This window comes from Dyella humicola, from assembly GCF_026283945.1.
Taxonomy (GTDB): domain Bacteria; phylum Pseudomonadota; class Gammaproteobacteria; order Xanthomonadales; family Rhodanobacteraceae; genus Dyella; species Dyella humicola.
Map to the genome: position 1 here is coordinate 743,472 of NZ_JAPDPC010000001.1, position 18,986 is coordinate 762,457.

The window sequence follows — 18,986 nt, forward strand, 5'->3', positions numbered from 1 at the left end:
TCATCGCCATAACTGATTCAGCGGGCCGCCATGTCCGGTTCATGCCGCGTTCGGCTGTAGCTGGCGGTTCCAAAATCACGCAGTCCCGGGTTACCATCGCCGAACCCTGCGGGTGTAGCTCAATGGTAGAGCTGTAGCTTCCCAAGCTACTGACGAGGGTTCGATTCCCTTCACCCGCTCCACTGCTCTCGATCCCCACCGAGCTTCCTTTCACGTAAACCCTGCGGCGTGCGCTGATAATGGCGGATGTGATCACCCTCGGCTGGCGGGAGCGTCTGGCGTTGCCGGAACTCGGCATCCCCCTGCTAAAGGCCAAGCTGGATACCGGCGCACGCAGTAGTTCGCTGCATGTGGATGCGCTGGAAAGTTTCGAGCGCGACGGTGAAACCTGGCTGCGTTTTGCGGTGAACGTCGGTGGTCGTCATCGGGTCGGCGTGTCTTGCGAAACGCCAGCGCTGGATCGTCGTGCTGTGACGGACACCGGTGGCAGGCGAACCTTGCGTTGGTTCATTCGCACCGACGTCATGGTGGCGGGGCAGCGCTTTGCAGTCGACATCAATTTGACTGATCGGCGGCATATGTTGTTTCCCATGTTGCTGGGCCGCACGGCATTGGACGGCCGCTTCGCGGTCGATCCTGCCCTTTCCTATACACAGCCACGACCGATCTGGGGCGTGGCCACGGGTGTTTCATGAAGATCGCTATTCTCTCCCGCAACACCCGACTCTATTCGACCCAGCGTCTAATCGAAGTGGCGCGCGATCGTGGCCATGTCGTGCGCGTTCTCGATCCGTTGCGCTGCTACGTGCGCATTGCGCCGGGCAACATGTCGATTCGCTACAAGGGCAAGGCGCTCAAGGGCATTGACGCGGTGATTCCGCGCATCGGCGTCACCAGCACGTTCTACGGCACCGCCGTATTGCGCCAGCTGGAAATGATGGGCGTGTACTCACCCAATTCCTCCGATGCGGTGCTGCGTGCGCGCGACAAGCTGCGCTGCCTGCAGATTCTCGCCGCCCAGGGTCTGGACATGCCTGCTACGGTGTTCGGTGATAACCCGGACGACACCGCCGATGTGCTCGCCATGCTCGGCGAGCCGCCGCACGTGATCAAGCTCAACGAAGGCAGCCAGGGCACCGGCGTCGTACTGGCGGAAAAACGCAGCGCCTCGCAAAGCGTGATCGAGGCCTTTCGTGGCCTTTACGCCAACTTTCTCGTGCAGGAGTTCATTGCCGAAGCCAAGGGCAGCGATCTGCGTTGCTTCGTGGTGGGCAAGAAAGTCGTGGCCGCCATGCAGCGCGATGCCAGCCCCGGCGAGTTTCGCGCCAACCTGCATCGCGGCGGCACGGCCAGCCCGGCCACGCTGAGCCCGGAAGAGCGCCGCATCGCGGTGAAGGCCGCTTCGGCCCTGGGGTTGGGGGTCGCAGGCGTCGACATGCTGCGCTCCAAGCGTGGCCCGCTCATTCTGGAAGTGAACGCATCGCCCGGCCTGGAAGGCATCGAGGCGGCCACCGGCGTGAATGTGGCTGCTGCCATCATTGGCCTGCTCGAAACCGAAGGATCGCTTCAGGCATCGGCTAGCTCGGCGCGGCGTCGCTAGCCGGCTTTTGACCCGAGGGCGGGGCAGGCATAGCATTTGCCCCTCCTGCAGGGCGTGTCCCGCGCTGGGATGCGGCAGGACCAGGGAGGTCGGCATGAAGCTCAAGCTTTCATCGTTCCTCGTGGCGGTCACGCTGGCCATGGCGCCCATGGCATGTCTTCAGGCAAAGCCGCCATCGCCCAACGTCAAGGCGGATACGAAGGATCAGTTCGCCAGCGTGGCGAATGACGTTCGTGAACAGATGGCGCCCGGTGGCCGGTTCGAATTCGTCGACGTGGGCGAGCACGGCACGGTCGAGAAAGATCTTGCACAAATGCAGGCGCTTTTCGACAAGTTCGGCAGCGTAGATGCGATGGACGCGCCTTCGAAGATTCAGCTTTATAACGATCAGTCCGAAGTCAATGCGATCCTGACCCGTCGCGATGGCGATCGCGAAGTGTGCGAGCGGGCGCCTGCGTTGGGCACGCTCATTCCCAAGACGACCTGCCGCAAATACAGCGACATAGAGAGTGACAGGCGCGACACCATCAAAATGAAGGACGACATGTTGCACACCATGAATCCGCGGCCTTCGCACTGACTGCTGCTCGGGTTCCTTCGATGCGCCGCGGGCGAAGCGGCCCGTTCGTTCGCACGGAAACTGGCGTTTGCTGACATGGTGAAAGTGAATCCCTGGCGAAGTTTTGACCAAGGCTTCTACGCGTCATACCATCGCACGGTCCTGCGAAGCGTACCCCGAGGGGGGGTGCGGCAGGGCTCGGGAGGAAAGCATGAAGCTGAAATTCTGGTCGCCATTGATGGCGGCTACGGTGATTCTGCTACACGTGGCGTCCGTGCAAGCCAAGGAGGCCAAGCCTGATGTAAAGGCGAATACCAAGGATCAGTTCGCTGCTGTTGCAGATCACGTTCGCCAGCAGATGGGGCCAGGAGGACGGTTTGAGTTTGTCGACAAGACCGAGCATGAAAAGGTGGATGGCGACCTGGCGAACATGCAGTCGCTGTACGACAAATTTGGCACGGTCGACGCCATGGACCAGGCGTCCAAGGTCGAGCTCTACAACAACCAGTCCGAGGTCAACGCCATCCTGACCAGGCGCGATGCCGACCGGGAGATTTGCGAGCAGGTCAAACCGATGGGATCCAATATCCCCAAGACGGTCTGCCGCACCAATCGCCAGGTCCAGCAGGACAACGATGCCGCGCATCGGTACATGCAGGACATCCAGCAGGTGCAGACCCAGAAGGGCGGCAGGGGTTAACGCTGAAGTGAGAGTCGGTTAACTACTGTGTAACCGCAGGGCCCCTATAAAGGTTTCACTGCAATTTGCTTGGCACTTCAACCGCAAGGTCGGGTGACAGCAGATTACGGTATCGGGGCAGTAGCTTGGGCCCAGGCGAACGACCACAAGTCGACCCGCCTGGGCCTTTTTCTTTACGCCCTGTCGGTTTTATTCAGTTTGGCGTCCGTTCCGACCCCCTTTCCCGCATTCAAGCTTGTTAAGCTTGCCACCTCGGCCGGTCCCTATACCGGCTGCGTATGGAGGACGCATGCGCGTACTGGTGATTGAAGACAACAGCGATATCGCTACCAATATCGGCGATTACCTGGAAGATCGTGGCCATGTGGTCGATTTCGCCGGCGACGGCGTCACCGGTCTCCATTTGGCGGTGGTGCACGACTTCGACGTGATCGTGCTCGATCTCACCCTGCCAGGCATGGATGGCCTCGACGTGGCGCGCAAGCTGCGACACGAGGCGCACAAGCAGACCCCCATCCTGATGCTGACAGCGCGCGACGCGTTGGAGCAGAAGCTGACCGGCTTCGAATCCGGCGCCGACGACTACATGACCAAGCCGTTCGCCCTGCAGGAGCTGTCCGCGCGCCTGGAAGTGCTGGCGCGTCGCGGCAAGGGCCCGCAAAGCCGCGTCCTGAAGGTAGGTGATCTCACCTACAACCTCGACACGCTCACGGTGACCCGCGAAGGCAAGTCGATCCAGCTCAATCCGATCGGCCTGAAGCTGCTGCAGGCACTGATGGAAGCGAGCCCGTCGGTGGTCACGCGGCAGGATCTGGAACAGCGCGTGTGGGGTGAGGAGCTGCCTGACAGCGATTCGCTGCGCGTGCATATCCACGGTCTGCGCGCAGCCATCGACAAGCCGTTTGAAAAGCCGCTGATCCACACGCGGCACGGTATCGGATATCGGATGGTCGAGCCGGATGCGGTCCAGGCGTAAGCTCAGATTTCGCCTGGTCGTCTCGTTCGCGCTGTTCGGCTTTGGCCTCAGCGCGTTGTTCGCGATCGCGGCGCTGAACATCCGCGGCCGCGTGGAAGATCAGCTGGTGAACGCCAGCCTGCTCGACGATGCGCATTGGGCCAATCAGCAGGCCCATGAACACCCGGGTACGCCCAGTGGCTCGCGCCTGCTCACCGGCACCGTGCTCAGCGATCGCACGCTCTACAAAGCACCGCTTTCATGGCAAAACCTGCCCAACGGCGTGCACGACATCTTCGAGACCGATGAAGAGGGCCAGCGGCATCATTACAAGCTGGCGGTCTACCACGAAAACGGCATCATCAGCTTTATCCGCTATGACGTTTCGCGTGAGGAGCTGGGCAAGCAGCAACTCCTGGTCAGCGTCATTGGCGCGGTTTTCCTGTTCGGCCTGCTATCGCTTGCACTCGGTCTGTGGCTCTCGCGCAAGGTACTGAAGCCAGTAAGCGACCTGGCGCGTCGCCTGCGTGACTTTCGCAAGAACGGTAAGGCTGAGCCGCTGGCACCGCATTTCGCGGACGACGAAGTGGGCGAGCTGGCACTGGCACTGGACGAGTACGCGCAGCGGCTCACGGCGATGGTCGAGCGCGATCGCGAATTCAATTCGGACGTCAGCCATGAGTTGCGCACGCCGCTGGCGGTCATCGCCAGCACCACGGAATTGTTGCAAGGCTCGCCCGATCTCAACGACAAATTGCGCGAGCGCCTGAAGCGCATCGAGCGTGCCTCGCGCCAGGCCACCGAGCTGATCGAGGCCTTGCTACTGCTGTCGCGTGCGGAACGGCGTGGACCGACACGCGGTGAAACCACCGATGTAGCGAAGGTGGCGGCTGATGTGATCGAGAGCCAGCGTCCGCAGATGCGTGACAAGCCGCTGGGCGTCGAGCTGACGGTCAAGCAGTCGGTGAGCATCAATGCGCCGGCTTCGGTGCTCTCGGTGGCGCTGACCAACCTGATTGGCAACGCGATCAAGTACACCATGGAAGGCATGGTAACCGTCGAAGTAAGCGCCAATCGCATCGAAGTGATCGATACCGGTCCCGGCATCAAGCCGGAGGATGCCGAGCGACTGTTCCAGCGCGGTGTGCGTGGCGAAGGTGCGGGCGGCAGTGGCGCGGGACTGGGCTTGGCCATCGTGCGCCGCCTGTGCGAACTCTATGGCTGGGACGTGTCGATGCGTCCGCGCACCGACAGCAATGGCGCCATCGCGAGCATCGTGTTTTCCTAAGATCGCGTTGTTGCAGGAGCGCACCCAGTTCGCGACAAGCCCATCCCCTGAGGGGATGGGCGGAACGGCCATGTTGCTACGCCGCGGTCGCGCACTGGGTGCGCTCCTACACGCATGGCAGTGTCCGTGTTACAGCGCCTCCAACCAGCCCCACTGGTCGTTGGTCTTGCCCGTGAACAGGCCGAAGAACAGCTCCTGCAAACGACGGGTGACCCGGCCGGCCTTGCCGCTGCCGATCTGCTTGCCGTCCACCGAACGAATCGGGGTGATCTCGGCGGCGGTACCGCACATCAGCAGTTCATCGGCGAGGTAGAGGTATTCGCGCGGAAGATCGCGTTCGATCACTTCGATGCCGTCTTCGCGCGCCAAGGTCTTGAGCGTATCGCGCGTGATGCCGGCAAGGATCGACGCGCTGGCCGGCGTGGTGTGCAGCACACCATCGAACACCAGGAACAGGTTTTCGCCGGCACCTTCGCTAAGCAGTCCGCTGGACGCCAGGGCAATGCCCTCGCCGAAGCCCAGACGCCGAGCTTCGCGCGCGATTAGCTGGCCAGAGAGGTAATTGCCACCGGCCTTGGCGCCCGCGGGAATGGTGTTGGGGGCAAAGCGCTGCCAGCTCGACACGCAGGCGTCGATGCCGTTTTCCAGGGCCTCGGGACCGAGGTAAGGACCCATTGGCCAGGCGGCCACGGCGACGTCGATCGGTGTTTCGGCCGAGAGGCCAAAACCACCCAGGCCGCGATAGGCCACTGGGCGCAAATAGGCTGCGCTGAGGCCGTTCTTGCGCACGACGTCGCGACAGGCAGCCGCCAGTTCGGCTGGCGAGTAGGGCAGGGCCATGTCGTAGATCTTGGCCGACTGATACAGGCGATTGAGATGGTCGGTGAGACGGAAAATGGCTGCGCCATCGGGCGTGGCATAGCTGCGGATGCCCTCGAACACCGAGGATCCGTAATGCAGCGCATGCGCCATGACGTGGGTGGTCGCCTCTTGCCAGGGCTTGATGACACCGTTCTGCCAGATCCAGTCGGGGTACTGCTGCGCCATGTCTGTTCTCCGCGGAAAATCGCAACATGATAACTCGCGGCGCGCCAGGGCGGTTTTACGCCTTCATTGAAAGACGTCCCGAAGGGTGCCGGGAGTCGGGGGAGCGGTAGCCCAGGAGGCTCAGCCGGGGCTACGCAACCAGAGGCAACCGGAACGCCGCACCACCGCGAAATGCTTTTCATGGGGCAGGCCGCTGCCATCGGTTGCCGCTGTGCGCACCACGATTTGCCGATCGGCAGGCGCTGGGGAAGGTGCGGCCGGAGGCGTCGAAACATCGGCCGGATCCAGCGAACGCTCCAGACCGCCCATGTCGCTGGACTGGGACCGGGCCGGCGCCGTGTCCTCGGAGGCTTCGCCGACATCCAGCAGCGGGTGTTGCATCAGTTCGCCGATGGAACGGATATCAGCGACCACGGCCTCACGCCCATAACCACTCCAAAGCATCAGCCCGGCCAGGCGGTTGGGGTCGTGCCGGCTGAAGGCGTCGACGACGCTCTGGCGCAGCTCAGGCACGCTCGCAGCACATAGCACCGGTGGCGGTATGGCCTGTTCCTGTGGCGTGCTCGCATGGGCCGCACTAGCGGGCGAAGCGTCGGCCACCGGCGTGGCCTGCAGCGCCGCGCAGGGCTGATCCGTGAACACGGGGTTGCCGTCCTGTCCCACGCAGCGGTGAATGCCATCCTGTGCCGCGGCACTCATCGGTAGCAGAAACAGCAGAAGCAACAGGCGGATACGGGTGGACAGCATCGAGCGAGCATACGCCCGCCCAAGTGGGTTAACCGTGCAGTCGATCCAGAATCGCCCGCGTCGCCTGGGCCCGGTTCAAAGTGTAGAAGTGGAGGCCGGGCGCGCCGCCCTCCAGCAACCGGCGACAAAGCTGGGCCACGACGTCGGCGCCAAGCTCCCGCACCGAGACGGCATCGTCGCCGTGTGCCTGCATGCGTTTGGCGATCCAGCGCGGTATTTCCGCGCCACACATGTCGGAGAAGCGCTTGAGCTGCGTGAAATTAGAGATTGGCATGATGCCCGGCACGATCGGCACGTCCACGCCGAGGCGGCGCACGTCGTCGACGAAACGGAAGTATGCATCCGCATTGAAGAAATACTGGGTGATCGCACCGTTGGCCCCGGCATCGATCTTGGCCTTGAAGTGGCGCAGGTCCGCCAGCGCGTCATCAGCCTGCGGATGGATTTCCGGATAGGCGGCCACCTCGATGTGGAAGTGGTCACCCGAATGTTCGCGAATGAACTTCACCAGTTCGGAGGCGTAACGGAAGTCGCCCGGTGAAGCCATACCCGAGGGCAGATCGCCCCGCAGCGCCACGAGGCGGCGATAGCCCGCGGCGCGATAACTATCCAACAGCTCGGCCAGCTCGGCCCGGGTACCGCCCACGCAAGACAGGTGCGGGGCCACGCTCAGGCCATGCGCGCTATGCAACCGGTGCACCGTTTCGCCGGTGTAGTTGAGCGTCGAACCGCCGGCACCAAAGGTCACCGACACATATTCCGGCGACAGTGACTTGAGCGATACCGCCGCCTTGTCCAGCTGTGCACGCTGCTCGTCGGTCTTGGGCGGAAAGAACTCAAAGCTGATCAGCGGCATCGCAACGGGTCCGAAAGTGGCGTTGGCGGAATTATATATCTCTTTTTCGCGATATAGAGATATCCCGATGCCGCCGTGGTCGCGGGAAGTGCATGCGACAAATCGCGCCGCGGGCCCACCCCTTCTCGCTTGATCTAGATCAAGCGGAAGTCTGGCGTTGGCCCGCAGACTTCCCGCCATTCAGTCATGCCTAGGAGTGGGTCTCATGGTGGGCGTCGAGGGGACATATAACGACAAGGTCGTACGGCAATTTGCCGTCATGACCGTGGTGTGGGGCATCGTGGGCATGCTGGTGGGGGTGATCATCGCTGCCCAGTTGTATTGGCCCGGTCTCGATTTCGATCTTCCGTGGCTCAGTTATGGCCGTCTCAGGCCATTGCATACGAATGCCGTGATCTTCGCTTTTGGTGGCTCGGCGCTATTCGCCACCAGCCTGTATGTGGTCCAGCGCACCTGCCATGTGCGCCTGCTATCGGACAAGTTGGCTGCCTTCGTGTTCTGGGGCTGGCAGCTGGTGATCGCGGCCGCGGCGATTACGTTGCCATTAGGCATGACCCAGGGCAAGGAATACGCCGAGCTCGAATGGCCTATCGACGTCCTCATCACGATCGTCTGGGTCGCTTATGCGGTGCTGTTCTTCGGCACCATCGCCAAGCGCAAGGTCAAGCACATCTACGTGATCACGCATGATCTCTGCCTGGCGCAGGCGTTCGAACGGCACTTCCGTCTGGTCGATGGCGCGCTTGGCCCTTCATCCACGATGCATGCCACTACGCCGGAAGCGCCGGTTTTAGAGAGCGCGGTCTGATCGGCGCATCCCCGATGGAGTGGCTCATGTCGATGTGGGGAAACCTTGGTCGGCTACCGGGCGTGGCGCGGCGCGCATGCCTGATCAGGCTGTCGGCGCGTTCGATCGAACGGCTGGCCACGATCACCTGGTGTGTCAAAAGTCTGTGCAATGCCCGCGAGCGTTGGAGTGGCATCACGCGTTACGAGACGGGGCGCGAGCTCATGTTGCTCGATCCGGCCGACAAGTGGCGTGCGATGACCGGGAAAACGCTGGAGAGCCTGCTCGACCGCCGTTTCTATTGCGGCCGGGTGGCGCGGCCCGACGAGGCGTGGCCCGATCTGCGGGAGGTCGCCCAGGCGCTGGCGCGCCAGATCGTGGCGCTCAGAGGCGACAACCCCAAGCGGCCGGTCATTCTTTCGCCATTCCATTACGTATCGCAGTGCGTCTACGTCTATGTGCTCGACGAGGTGCGCAAAGCGCTGGGGCTGGAAACCCTGTCGGCGGTGACCGGCGTGTTTGCCGGCGAAGAGATGGTCATGCCCAAGCTGGAGCCGCTATACACGCGCGATGATGGCCAGCGCAACAATCTCGGCCTGCGTGTAATCCCGGCCTTGCGGCGGGATGGCGTCGTCGTGCTGTTCGCGGATGCGGCCCCCTACACCATGCACCGATTTCTCATGGAAACCGTCGACGTGACGGTACTCGGCCGCCCTGGCCGGATTCATGGCGGCGTGTTCCGCATTGGCGCGCGGATGAACACCGTGTTGTTGCCGTTTTATCTGCGCTTTGCGCGCGGCAGATTTAGTGCGGAAATGTTGGAGGCGGTCGAACTGGCCTCGCCCGACGCACCGCAACAGCTGGCGGACAGGATCAGCATCGCCTTGAAGAGCAATTACGCACACTGGCTGATGGCCGGGCATCCTTCCATGTACGGGTTTGCGTCCGTCAAATAGGCGCATCCGGGGCGGGGATGCCGGCGCAGGCTCGAGCAAAAAAAAGGCCGCCCGTGGGCGGCCTTTCGATGGATCACACGGACCGTGCCACAGCTTAGTAGCGGTAGTGCTCCGGCTTGTACGGACCGTCCACCGGCACGCCGATATAGGCGGCTTGTTCCGGGGTGAGGCGGGTCAGCTTCACGCCGATCTGCTCCAGGTGCAGGCGGGCCACTTCCTCGTCCAGCTTCTTGGACAGGCGGTAGACCTTCTTCTCGTAGGAGTCCTTGTTCGCCCACAGGTCGAGCTGGGCCAGGGTCTGGTTGGAGAAGCTGTTGGACATCACGAAGCTCGGGTGACCGTGGGCGCAGCCCAGGTTCACCAGGCGGCCTTCAGCCAGCATGTAGATGCTGTGGCCAGACTTCTCGAACGTGTAGCGGTCCACCTGCGGCTTGATGTTCTCGCGCGACACACCCTTGGCGGTGTTGAGGCGATCCATCTGGATCTCGTTGTCGAAGTGACCGATGTTGCACACCAGGGCGTTGTTCTTCATCGCCGCCATGTGCTCCAGCGTGATGATGTCCTTGTTGCCGGTGGTGGTGACATAGATGTCGCCCAGTCCCAGGGTCTCTTCAATGGTGGTGACCTGGAAGCCTTCCATCGCGGCCTGCAAGGCGTTGATCGGATCGATTTCGGTGACGATCACGCGGGCGCCGAAGCCTTTCAGCGAATGGGCGCAACCCTTGCCGACGTCACCGTAGCCGCAGACCACGGCGACCTTGCCTGCGACCATCAGGTCGGTGGCGCGCTTGATGCCGTCGGCCAGCGATTCGCGGCAGCCGTACAGGTTGTCGAACTTGGACTTGGTCACCGAGTCGTTGACGTTGATCGCCGGCACCAGCAGCTTGCCGGCTTCGGCCAGCTGATAGAGGCGATGCACCCCGGTGGTGGTTTCCTCGGACACGCCCTTCCATTCGGCGGCGACCTTCTTGAACCAGCCCGGACGCTCCTTGTGCACGCGCTTGACCAGGTCCTTGATGACCTGCTCTTCGTGGTTGCCGCTGGGCGTGTTGACCCAGTTGTCGCCGTCTTCCAGCTCGACACCCTTGTGGATGAACAAGGTGGCGTCGCCGCCGTCATCGACGATCAGCTGCGGGCCCAGTTCACCGGGGTGGGACAGCATGTCCAGCGTGCATTCCCAGTACTCCTCGAGCGACTCGCCCTTCCAGGCGAACACCGGCAGGCCACCGGCAGCCATCGCGGCAGCGACGTCGTCCTGGGTCGAGAAGATGTTGCACGAGGCCCAGCGCACCGAAGCGCCCAGCTCGCGCAGGGTTTCCGCCAGCACGGCGGTTTCCTTGGTGACGTGCAACGAACCCGACAAGCGCACGCCCTTCAGCGGCTTTTCCTTGGAGTAGCGGGCTCGGATCTGCATCAGGCCCGGCATTTCCTCTTCGGCCATGCGGATGCGGCGGCGGCCCAGATCGGCGAGCGAGATGTCGCGGACCTTGTAGTCCTGGTGGGCGGAATCTTTGGTGACTGCGTTCATGGCGTAGCTCCGGATGTTGCGACCAAGAGGTCGCATCGTTAACCGGGCGCCGTTACAAATTGAATCCGTCGAGCCTGGCCGGGGAAGGCGAATGCCAGCACGGGAAAGTGCGGGCTGTAGCGGAAATCTCCGCATTCGACTTGCCAACGGTCGCAGCGCCCCTCAACGGGACCTGTGAGTATAGCGTCAGAGAGGAATGGGTTCTGCCCCCCGGTGGCGATGTCGGGCTTTGGCGCCAGCCATGGTTGATGGCCTTGGCCCGGGGAGGGCGGCAGCGTTAAAGGCGCAAGTTATTGCGACAAGACGCCAGCGACGCGCTGATGTCGCGGGAGATGGTGTAAGACCAAAGGCCAATTCTCTAGGTGGCCAAAAACTACCCCCTCCCGTCCCCCTTGCGGGCAGGGGGAGGGGCCAAAAGCATGCCCGCACCACTCCCTCCCCTGCTCGCAGGGGAGGGTTGGGGAGGGGGGGCTTTTGACTACACGGAAATGTTCAACACGCCCTAAGGAAACGGAGCGATTTGCGCCCCGTTTTCGTTCAAGGGAAAGGATGGTTTTGTGGCAGTGCACAAATGGATGGGGCTTCGGGTAGTCTTGGACGTCCAGACATCCAATTCTCTCCAGGCATCGATGAACCAGTACCGCAGTCCTGAGTTCGCCCCGCACGAATCCCCGTTGCGCGAAGACGTCCGCCGCCTCGGCACCCTGGTCGGCAACATGCTGGCCGAGCAGGTTTCACCGGCCTTCCTCGACGAAGTGGAACGCATCCGCATGGCCGCCATCGCGCGTCGCCACGAGGGCGCGCCGTTGGCCTTGTTGGCTGACTTGCTGAGCGGCCTGGAGACGGCGCGTGCCGAGGCGCTGGCGCGCGCCTTTGCCACCTATTTCCAGGCGGTAAACATTGCCGAACGCGTCCATCGCATTCGTCGCCGGCGCGACTACCAGCGCGAAGGTGGTGCCCCTCAGCCCGAATCCTTGCTCGATGCGCTGACGCAGTTGAAGGCACAAGGTGTGGAAGTAGGTGAGTTGCTTGAGTGGTTGGGACGGTTGCAAGTGGAACCAGTTTTTACCGCGCATCCCACCGAGGCGGTGCGTCGTTCCCTGCTCGAGAAAGAACAATCCATCGTGCGTGCGCTGGTCGACAACTTCGATCCCACGCGAACCCCGCAAGAGCGCAAGGAGGACGAAGATCGCATCTTCATGGCGCTCAACGCGGGCTGGCAGACGGCCGAAGCGTCGCCGGTAAGTCCTACCGTGCAGGACGAACATCACCACGTCGGCTTTTATCTGGCCAACCCTGTCTATCGCATCGTGCCGGCCCTGTATGAGTCACTCGCGGACGCGCTGCAGGCGGTTTATGGCGTAGCGGTACCGCTGCCGCGTCTGCTGAGTTTCGCCACCTGGGTGGGTGGTGACATGGATGGCAATCCAAACGTGGGCGCCAGCACCATTGCAGCCAGCCTGGCCACGCAGCGCGCGCACGTGCTGGAGCATTACATCGAAGACATCGCCGGACTGGGTCGCCTGCTCAGCCAGACCGAGGGGCGGGTGGCGGTGGATGAATCGCTGGCGCTGCGGCTGGCTGACTATCGCGTGCGCTTTCCCGAGGCAGCAGCCAAGGTTCGCCCACGTCATGCGGACATGCCATATCGCGGCCTGCTGACGGTGATCGGTGCACGGCTGGAAGCGACCCATGATGATGACCATCCGGAAGGCTATACATCGGTTCGCGAACTTCTCGACGACCTGCACCTGATCGCCTTGAGCCTGGTGGATCATCGCGGCCTGCATGCCGGTGCCTATGCCGTGCAGCGACTGATCTGGCGTGTGCGCACCTTTGGCTTCCATCTGGCCAGGCTGGACGTGCGGCAAGACTCGCGCGTGCACGACGATGCGCTGGCAAGCCTGCTCGGCGACAGTGAGTGGGCGAAACGTGATACGGCGGAGCGCGTGCTTCGCCTGCGCCCCATTGCAGGCGGCCAAACCAAGCTCGATACCAGCGATGAGCCGACCGCGATCGCCTTGTACGACGTCTTCTCCACCTTGGGCGATGCGCGTCGACGCTATGGCACACATGCCCTGGGCCTGTACATCATCAGCATGGCGCGTTCAGCAGCCGACGTGCTCGCCGTGCTGGCGCTGGCACGCTACGGTGGACTGATCCAGGACGGCAAAGTGCCGCTGGACATCGCGCCGTTATTCGAAACGGTGGACGATCTCACCAATGCACCCGCTACGTTGCGCGACTTGCTCGACGATCCGGTGTATCGCTTGCATCTCGCCTCGCGCGGGGATCGCCAGTGGGTGATGCTGGGCTACTCCGACAGCGGCAAGGATGGCGGCACGCTCGCTTCGCGCTGGGGTCTGCAGCGCGCCCAGGTGGAGTTACTCGATGTGGCGTCGGCTGCAGGTATCCGACTGTCGTTCTTCCATGGTCGCGGCGGCTCCGCCAGCCGTGGTGGTTCGCGCATCGCACCGGCGTTGATGTCTTCACCGCGCGGTTCGGTGGCGGGTGTGTTGCGCATCACCGAGCAAGGCGAGGTGATTCATCGCAAATACGGTATCCGCGCCTTGGCGCTGCGCAATCTCGAACAGACCGTGAGTGCCGTACTGCGCGCGTCCCTGCGGCCACGCACGGAAGAGCTCCGCGAGGGTGAGTGGCGTACGCGCATGAGCCAACTGGCCACGCGCAGCCGCGAGCACTACCGCGCCTTCGTCGACCGCGAAGGCTTCGTGGATTATTTCCGCGCCGCCACGCCGATCGATGTGATCGAGCGCATGACCCTGGGTTCTCGCCCTTCGCGCCGCCGCAGCATGCGCGGCGTGCAGGATTTGCGCGCCATTCCGTGGGTGTTCGCGTGGACGCAATGCCGTTCGATCTTGCCGGGCTGGTACGGTCTCGGTACGGCGCTGGAGCAGGGCGTCGCGCTGTTCGGCGAACAGGAGATGGCGGAGATGGCTCGCGACTGGCCGTTCTTCGCCAATATGCTCGACGATGTGGCCATGGTGCTGGCCAAATGCGACCTGGATATTGCCGAGGCATTTTCGCGATTGGCCGGTCCGCTGCACGAGCCGTTCTTCGCCTTGATCCGCGACGAGTTCGAACGCACGCAGCGCTGGCTGATCCGCCTCAAGCGAACCGACCAGCTATTGCAGAACGAGCCGCGTCTGGCCGTCTCGATCGGCCTGCGCAATCCCTATATTGACCCGATGAGCCTGTTGCAGCTGGATCTGCTGCGACGCTGGCGCGCCGGCGGTGAAGCGGATGAGGCGCTGCTTGGCGCCCTGGTGGCGTGCGTCAATGGCGTCTCGCAGGGCTTGCAGAACACGGGTTGACGGCGTGCCCGGCTCGACTATGGGCGAGACGGACAGGCGGCTGCATTGATCGGATTTTCCGCACACCTGTCTCGCTATCGTCTTTCGGCATCGAGAGGTCTCGGATGTCATGCCGCCACGTCCGCAACATGGCGGCTCGGGTCTTGTCGTTGACCTCGATCATCCCCGTCAGGAGATGACCCCAAGGACGAGGTACGCCATGATCGATTTGTACAAGCTGCACTGGTCGCATTACGTTGAAAAGGTGCGCTGGGCACTGGATTTCAAGCGGCTGCCCTGGCGCGGTATCGACATCGTGGCCTTCACCAAGAAGGAGATGCGCGGCTTCGACTGCGCGCAAACCGTGCCGCTGATCCACGACACGTCGACTGGCGTGGCGATCAGCGATTCATCGCCGATCATTCGTTATCTGGAAGACACCTATCCAGAGCGTCCGTTGTTTCCCGCCGATTCGTCCGAGCGCGAGCGTGTCTGGCAATGGATGTTGCGGCTCGACTCGACCCTGGGTCTGTACGCGCGCCGTCTAGGCTATAGCCAGATCATCATGGAATGTCCGCAAACACTGGCCCAATTGTTTTTGCCCAATTTTTTCGGCGGCCTGTTCGCGCGGCGCGGTTGGCGTGTGCTGGCCTCGCACGTCGTCGGCATGATGCTGACCTTGCGCTTTCGCTTTCATCACAATCGGCAGGACCGCATCTACGAACAACTCGAGGCACTGCTGATTCCCGTGGCGCGTTTGCTTGACCGTGCGGGTTTCCTGGTGGGTGGACAGTTCACCGCGGCAGACCTGACCCTGGCCTCGCTGCTGCGGCCATTGCGTGTCGTGCCGCACTTCAGCCACCACCCTTCGTTGCAATCGTTGTTCGTGTGGCAGGAGCAATTGTTCCGCATCCAGGGGCGGGATGTGACCTTTCCCTACGAAGACGCGATCCGGGCGCAACGCCAGCGCAGCGGCACCATGCGCTGGCGGGTGAGCTGGATGCAGGCGCCCGACGACCTGCATGCTGCACCTGTCGACGGCGAGACTTTGCATGTGGCCGGGAATGACCAGCAGCCAGTAAGCAGCTGGACGGTGTTGCTAGGACTGCCGGCCTATCTGAAGTTGCGCTGGTTCAGCGGCGTCAAGAAGTTGCCCTATAAGCCTGCAGCTTATCTGGGCATCAGCCGTTCCCGCGTTCTTCACGGCGCCTGAAAACGGCTGCGTGCCTATCGAGATCCCGAACGATCGTGTGCACAACAGCAGCGGCGCGGTAGCGCCGATGCTATTGTCATCGGAGGATCAGCCGTCCAGTTCGGACCAGCGTGCGTAGGCGCCGTCGAGCTCGGCTTGCACGGAGGCCAGTGCTTCGTTGGCCTTGACGATGGTGGCGCTGTCCTGCTGGAAAAACGAGGGATCGTTCATCGCCTCGCTGCGCGTGGCGATATCGGTTTCCAACTGCTCGATACGCAACGGTAACTGCTCCAGTTCGCGCTGCTCCTTGAAGCTGAGCTTGCGTTTTGCCGGCGTTGCGGCGGGAGCGGGGTCATTGCGGGTCAGGCCAGGTTTTGCGGCTGCAGCCGCCACGGCCTGCGCGGCCGCTGGGCGCTGCCACAGCCAATCGCTGTAACCGCCTATGTACTCGCCGATCTGGCCATGGCCCTCCAGCACCAAAGTGCTCGACACGACGTTGTCGAGGAACGCTCGGTCATGCGATACGAGCAGCAAGGTGCCTTGATAGTCGGTGAGCAGTTCTTCCAGCAGCTCGAGTGTCTCCACGTCGAGATCGTTGGTCGGTTCGTCCATCACCAGCAGGTTGGACGGCTGGGCGAACAGCTTGGCCAGCAACAGGCGGTTGCGCTCACCACCGGACAGTCGAGTGATCGGTGCGCGCGCACGTTCGGGCGAGAACAGGAAATCCTGCAGGTAGCCGATGATGTGCTTGCGGCTGCCGTTCAATTCGATGAAGTCGCGGCCTTCGGCCACGTTGTCCAGCGCGTTGAGTTTGTCGTTGAGTTGCAGGCGGTGCTGGTCGAAGTAGGCGATCTGGATACCGGTGCCGAGCGTGGCGTGGCCGCGTTGCGGCTTGAGCTCGCCCAGCATGATCTTCAACAGCGTGCTCTTGCCGGCGCCGTTCGGCCCGATGATGCCGATGCGATCGCCGCGCATGACGGTCGTGGTCAGATTATCGATCAGCACGCGGCCGTCATAGGCCTGGTGCACGTGTTCAAGATCGATCACCTTCTTGCCCGAGGCCTGGGCACTGGCGGCGGTCATCTTGACGTTGCCGCTGAGGTTGCGCCGTTCGGCGCGCTCAACGCGCAGCGCTTTCAATGCACGCACGCGGCCTTCGTTGCGCGTGCGTCGGGCCTTGATGCCCTGGCGGATCCACACTTCTTCCTGGGCCAGCTTCTTGTCGAACAGCGCATTCGCCTGCGCTTCGGCATGCAGGCGTTCTTCGCGACGACGCAGGTAATTTTCGTAGTCGCCCGGCCAGTCGGTGAGCTGGCCGCGGTCGATTTCGACGATGCGGGTCGCCAATGCGCGCAGAAAGCTGCGGTCATGGGTGACGAAGATGATGCTGCCGTCGAACTGCTTGAGGAAGGTTTCCAGCCAGCCGATGGCTTCGATATCGAGATGGTTGGTCGGTTCGTCCAGCAGCAGTACGTCGGGCTTGCGCACCAGCGCTTGCGCCAGCAGCACGCGGCGCTTCATGCCGCCGGAGAGTGCGGCAAAATCAGTGTCGGCAGGCAGCTCGAGTTTGGTCAGCACCTCGGTGACGCGACGATCGAGATCCCAGCCGTGCTGCGCCTCGATCTGGGTCTGCACGTCGCCCAGCGCATCGAAGTCGCCTTCGTGCAGGAGGTGGTGGTAGCGCGCCAGCAGATGGCCGAGATCGCCGAGCCCTTCGGACACGACGTCGAACACGGTGCCCTCAGTACCCTGCGGCACCTCCTGGGCCATGCGGGCAACCACGATGCCGTTCTGTATACGAAGCTCGCCATCGTCCGGCTTGAGCTCGCCGGCGATCAGCTTCATCAGGGTGGATTTGCCTTCGCCATTACGGCCGACGATGCAGACGCGCTCGTTACGTTCGATCGAAAGATCAACATGTTCGAGCAGGAGGGGGCCGCCGATGCTGAAATCGACGCGCTGAAGTTGGATTAGGGACATCCGCCTATTCTAGGCGATGCGCCCCCGTGTTCGATCGATAGGCTGGCTTTAACGGCGAATTTATGGCGCCTGTGGGGCTTAATGCAGTAGTTTTACCGACTTAAGCTTCGGCCGTACCTGCCGAACTCCTCGCTGCGAAACGGCTTTGCGGGCCCGCTCTTCGAGCCCGCTCCGGAGCGTTGCGATCTTCCAAAGACCATGTCAGGGGAAATAACCCTTGAATAACATGGCATTATGTTGTCAAATTTATCCATTATCTAGGTGCCGATGGCGGCGCGAGGGGTCAGGGTGGCCATCAAGACCAAAACACCGAGATGGTTGTCTGCTTGCCGTCAGAGCTTTGCTGCGGTGGCGCTGTTGGCGCTAGCCAGTTTCATGGGCGTTGCCCATGCCGGTTATGCGGCCATCGTGATCAGCGAGTCGGACGGACAGGTGCTGACGGCGGTCAACCCCGATGAGCCGAACCGTCCAGCGTCGCTGGCCAAAATGATGACGCTTTATCTGACCTTCCAGCAGTTGGAGAGTGGTCAGATCAAGATCGATCAGGAGCTGCCGGTGTCGGCCTGGGCGGCAGGTCGGCCGCCGACCAAGCTCGATCTGCGTCACGGCCAGACCATTTCGGTGGGCGACTGCATCCTCGGCATGATCACCAAGTCGGCCAACGACGCCGCCACGGTAGTGGCTGAAGGCCTGGGCGGCTCCGAAGGTCACTTCGTCGAAATGATGAATGCCCAGGCCCTCAAGCTCGGCATGACCGGCACGCATTTCGAGAATGCGTCGGGCCTGCCCGACCCGGACGACTCCACCACGGCGCGCGACATGTCCAAGCTGGCCATGGCGCTGTATCACGACTTCCCGCAATACACCCACTACTTTGCGACGACCGAATTCATGTTCCGCGGCCGGCTGGTGCGTGGCCATAACAACCTGATGGAACGTTATCCGGGCATGGATGGGCTGAAGACCGGCTTCACCAATGCGTCCGGCTTCAATCTCGCTTCGACGGCCGTCCGCGATGGCCATCGTCTCTTCAGTGTGGTGCTGGGTGGTCGTACTGCTGCAGCCCGCGACAATCTGATGGCGCGCCTGTTGGACGACGGCTTTGAGGATCGCGCGACCCCCGACTACCTGGTGGCCCGGGCTGGTGGCGCCACCGGAACCGGCACGGCGCAGAAGATCCTGACGGCGCTGTCGCCCATTGGCACGGCGGAAGCCGAGCCCGCGCCCGTACCGGAGCGGCATCATCGTCGCGGCAAGGTAGGCAAGGCCAGCGCCGTGGCCAGTAATAGCTGCACCAAGCGCAAGGGGGCGACATGCCCCGCAGCGGCCAAGCGCACGGCGGCCAAGAAGACGTCCTCGGCTCATTCGCAGCAGGCTCAAGCGAATGCCGAAGCCGTGGCCAAGAAACCGACAAAGACCGACACGTAAGAACAGCGGCACTTGCCGCGTTGATGCCGCCTTGGTCCCGCGGGACCAT

At 62.7% G+C, this 18,986-nt stretch carries 15 protein-coding genes, 1 tRNA gene, 1 pseudogene and 1 riboswitch; of the genes and pseudogenes, 12 read left to right on the forward strand and 5 right to left on the reverse strand.

From position 1 onward, the window contains the following. The first annotated feature begins 108 nt into the window (after positions 1-108). From OUZ30_RS03180 to OUZ30_RS03210, 7 genes are all read left to right on the forward strand, one after another. A tRNA-Gly gene (locus tag OUZ30_RS03180) sits at positions 109-182 on the forward strand. A 57-nt stretch (positions 183-239) separates the two neighbouring features. Next, the gene (locus OUZ30_RS03185; protein WP_266180726.1) at positions 240-695 is read left to right on the forward strand and encodes an ATP-dependent zinc protease family protein; all 456 of its coding nucleotides are present in this window, start codon (positions 240-242) and stop codon (positions 693-695) included. Then, positions 692-1,600, forward strand: a complete 909-nt coding sequence (gene rimK, locus OUZ30_RS03190) for a 30S ribosomal protein S6--L-glutamate ligase (protein ID WP_266180727.1) — start codon at positions 692-694, stop codon at positions 1,598-1,600. The genes OUZ30_RS03185 and rimK overlap by 4 nt, the downstream gene beginning before the upstream one ends. Before the next feature lie 94 nt (positions 1,601-1,694). After that, complete coding sequence (locus tag OUZ30_RS03195) at positions 1,695-2,180, forward strand: hypothetical protein (RefSeq protein ID WP_266180728.1); 486 nt, start codon at positions 1,695-1,697, stop codon at positions 2,178-2,180. A 190-nt stretch (positions 2,181-2,370) separates the two neighbouring features. Next, a complete protein-coding gene (locus tag OUZ30_RS03200) occupies positions 2,371-2,859 on the forward strand; it encodes a hypothetical protein (protein ID WP_266180730.1) in 489 nt (162 codons plus the stop codon). Between the two features lie 289 nt (positions 2,860-3,148). Then, the gene (locus OUZ30_RS03205) at positions 3,149-3,835 is read left to right on the forward strand and encodes a response regulator transcription factor (RefSeq protein ID WP_266147878.1); all 687 of its coding nucleotides are present in this window, start codon (positions 3,149-3,151) and stop codon (positions 3,833-3,835) included. Continuing rightward, positions 3,819-5,102: a sensor histidine kinase gene (locus OUZ30_RS03210; protein ID WP_266180732.1), complete on the forward strand. Its 1,284-nt coding sequence runs from the start codon at positions 3,819-3,821 to the stop codon at positions 5,100-5,102. The genes OUZ30_RS03205 and OUZ30_RS03210 overlap by 17 nt, the downstream gene beginning before the upstream one ends. 129 nt (positions 5,103-5,231) lie before the next feature. Here OUZ30_RS03210 and OUZ30_RS03215 read toward each other — a convergent pair whose 3' ends face one another. From OUZ30_RS03215 to metF, 3 genes are all read right to left on the reverse strand, one after another. Beyond that, entirely contained in the window at positions 5,232-6,149 is a 918-nt protein-coding gene (locus OUZ30_RS03215) for a branched-chain amino acid transaminase (protein WP_266180733.1), read from the reverse strand. A 120-nt stretch (positions 6,150-6,269) separates the two neighbouring features. After that, on the reverse strand, positions 6,270-6,896 hold the full coding sequence (locus OUZ30_RS03220) for a DUF4124 domain-containing protein (RefSeq protein ID WP_266180734.1): 627 nt from the start codon (positions 6,894-6,896) through the stop codon (positions 6,270-6,272). A 28-nt stretch (positions 6,897-6,924) separates the two neighbouring features. Then, positions 6,925-7,752: a methylenetetrahydrofolate reductase [NAD(P)H] gene (metF, locus tag OUZ30_RS03225; RefSeq protein WP_266180735.1), complete on the reverse strand. Its 828-nt coding sequence runs from the start codon at positions 7,750-7,752 to the stop codon at positions 6,925-6,927. 205 nt (positions 7,753-7,957) lie between these two features. On the opposite strand from metF, the pseudogene OUZ30_RS03230 reads away from it, so the two are divergent. Beyond that, positions 7,958-8,431 (forward strand): annotated as a pseudogene (locus OUZ30_RS03230) (cbb3-type cytochrome c oxidase subunit I); the annotation flags it as partial. A 155-nt stretch (positions 8,432-8,586) separates the two neighbouring features. After that, positions 8,587-9,495 (forward strand): lysophospholipid acyltransferase family protein, encoded by a 909-nt coding sequence (locus OUZ30_RS03235; RefSeq protein ID WP_266180736.1) that lies wholly within the window; start codon positions 8,587-8,589, stop codon positions 9,493-9,495. A 94-nt stretch (positions 9,496-9,589) separates the two neighbouring features. Here OUZ30_RS03235 and ahcY read toward each other — a convergent pair whose 3' ends face one another. Next, positions 9,590-11,023 (reverse strand): adenosylhomocysteinase, encoded by a 1,434-nt coding sequence (gene ahcY, locus OUZ30_RS03240; protein ID WP_266180738.1) that lies wholly within the window; start codon positions 11,021-11,023, stop codon positions 9,590-9,592. Between the two features lie 37 nt (positions 11,024-11,060). After that, positions 11,061-11,193: riboswitch (S-adenosyl-L-homocysteine riboswitch) on the reverse strand. Between the two features lie 459 nt (positions 11,194-11,652). Between ahcY and ppc the strand changes: the two genes are divergently transcribed. Both ppc and OUZ30_RS03250 read left to right on the forward strand, forming a co-directional pair. Next, positions 11,653-14,358 (forward strand): phosphoenolpyruvate carboxylase, encoded by a 2,706-nt coding sequence (gene ppc, locus OUZ30_RS03245; protein ID WP_266180740.1) that lies wholly within the window; start codon positions 11,653-11,655, stop codon positions 14,356-14,358. Positions 14,359-14,557: 199 nt separating this feature from the next. Next, a complete protein-coding gene (locus OUZ30_RS03250) occupies positions 14,558-15,550 on the forward strand; it encodes a glutathione S-transferase family protein (RefSeq protein ID WP_266180741.1) in 993 nt (330 codons plus the stop codon). Positions 15,551-15,637: 87 nt separating this feature from the next. On the opposite strand, the gene OUZ30_RS03255 is transcribed toward OUZ30_RS03250, so the two are convergent. After that, entirely contained in the window at positions 15,638-17,509 is a 1,872-nt protein-coding gene (locus tag OUZ30_RS03255; RefSeq protein WP_266180742.1) for an ATP-binding cassette domain-containing protein, read from the reverse strand. 288 nt (positions 17,510-17,797) lie between these two features. Here OUZ30_RS03255 and OUZ30_RS03260 point away from each other — a divergent pair, with 288 nt between their 5' ends. Next, complete coding sequence (locus OUZ30_RS03260) at positions 17,798-18,937, forward strand: D-alanyl-D-alanine carboxypeptidase family protein (protein ID WP_266180743.1); 1,140 nt, start codon at positions 17,798-17,800, stop codon at positions 18,935-18,937. Positions 18,938-18,986 lie beyond the last annotated feature (49 nt).

Bases quoted from the DNA above. Each gene is read 5' to 3' on its own strand.
- metF (WP_266180735.1), bottom strand. From the start codon at position 7,752: ATGCCGCTGATCAGCTTTGAGTTCTTTCCGCCCAAGACCGACGAGCAG.
- OUZ30_RS03195 (WP_266180728.1), top strand. From the start codon at position 1,695: ATGAAGCTCAAGCTTTCATCGTTCCTCGTGGCGGTCACGCTGGCCATG.
- OUZ30_RS03255 (WP_266180742.1), bottom strand. From the start codon at position 17,509: ATGTCCCTAATCCAACTTCAGCGCGTCGATTTCAGCATCGGCGGCCCC.
- ahcY (WP_266180738.1), bottom strand. From the start codon at position 11,023: ATGAACGCAGTCACCAAAGATTCCGCCCACCAGGACTACAAGGTCCGC.
- ppc (WP_266180740.1), top strand. From the start codon at position 11,653: ATGAACCAGTACCGCAGTCCTGAGTTCGCCCCGCACGAATCCCCGTTG.
- OUZ30_RS03215 (WP_266180733.1), bottom strand. From the start codon at position 6,149: ATGGCGCAGCAGTACCCCGACTGGATCTGGCAGAACGGTGTCATCAAG.
- OUZ30_RS03235 (WP_266180736.1), top strand. From the start codon at position 8,587: ATGTCGATGTGGGGAAACCTTGGTCGGCTACCGGGCGTGGCGCGGCGC.
- OUZ30_RS03220 (WP_266180734.1), bottom strand. From the start codon at position 6,896: ATGCTGTCCACCCGTATCCGCCTGTTGCTTCTGCTGTTTCTGCTACCG.
- rimK (WP_266180727.1), top strand. From the start codon at position 692: ATGAAGATCGCTATTCTCTCCCGCAACACCCGACTCTATTCGACCCAG.
- OUZ30_RS03210 (WP_266180732.1), top strand. From the start codon at position 3,819: ATGCGGTCCAGGCGTAAGCTCAGATTTCGCCTGGTCGTCTCGTTCGCG.
- OUZ30_RS03250 (WP_266180741.1), top strand. From the start codon at position 14,558: ATGATCGATTTGTACAAGCTGCACTGGTCGCATTACGTTGAAAAGGTG.
- OUZ30_RS03205 (WP_266147878.1), top strand. From the start codon at position 3,149: ATGCGCGTACTGGTGATTGAAGACAACAGCGATATCGCTACCAATATC.
- OUZ30_RS03200 (WP_266180730.1), top strand. From the start codon at position 2,371: ATGAAGCTGAAATTCTGGTCGCCATTGATGGCGGCTACGGTGATTCTG.
- OUZ30_RS03185 (WP_266180726.1), top strand. From the start codon at position 240: ATGGCGGATGTGATCACCCTCGGCTGGCGGGAGCGTCTGGCGTTGCCG.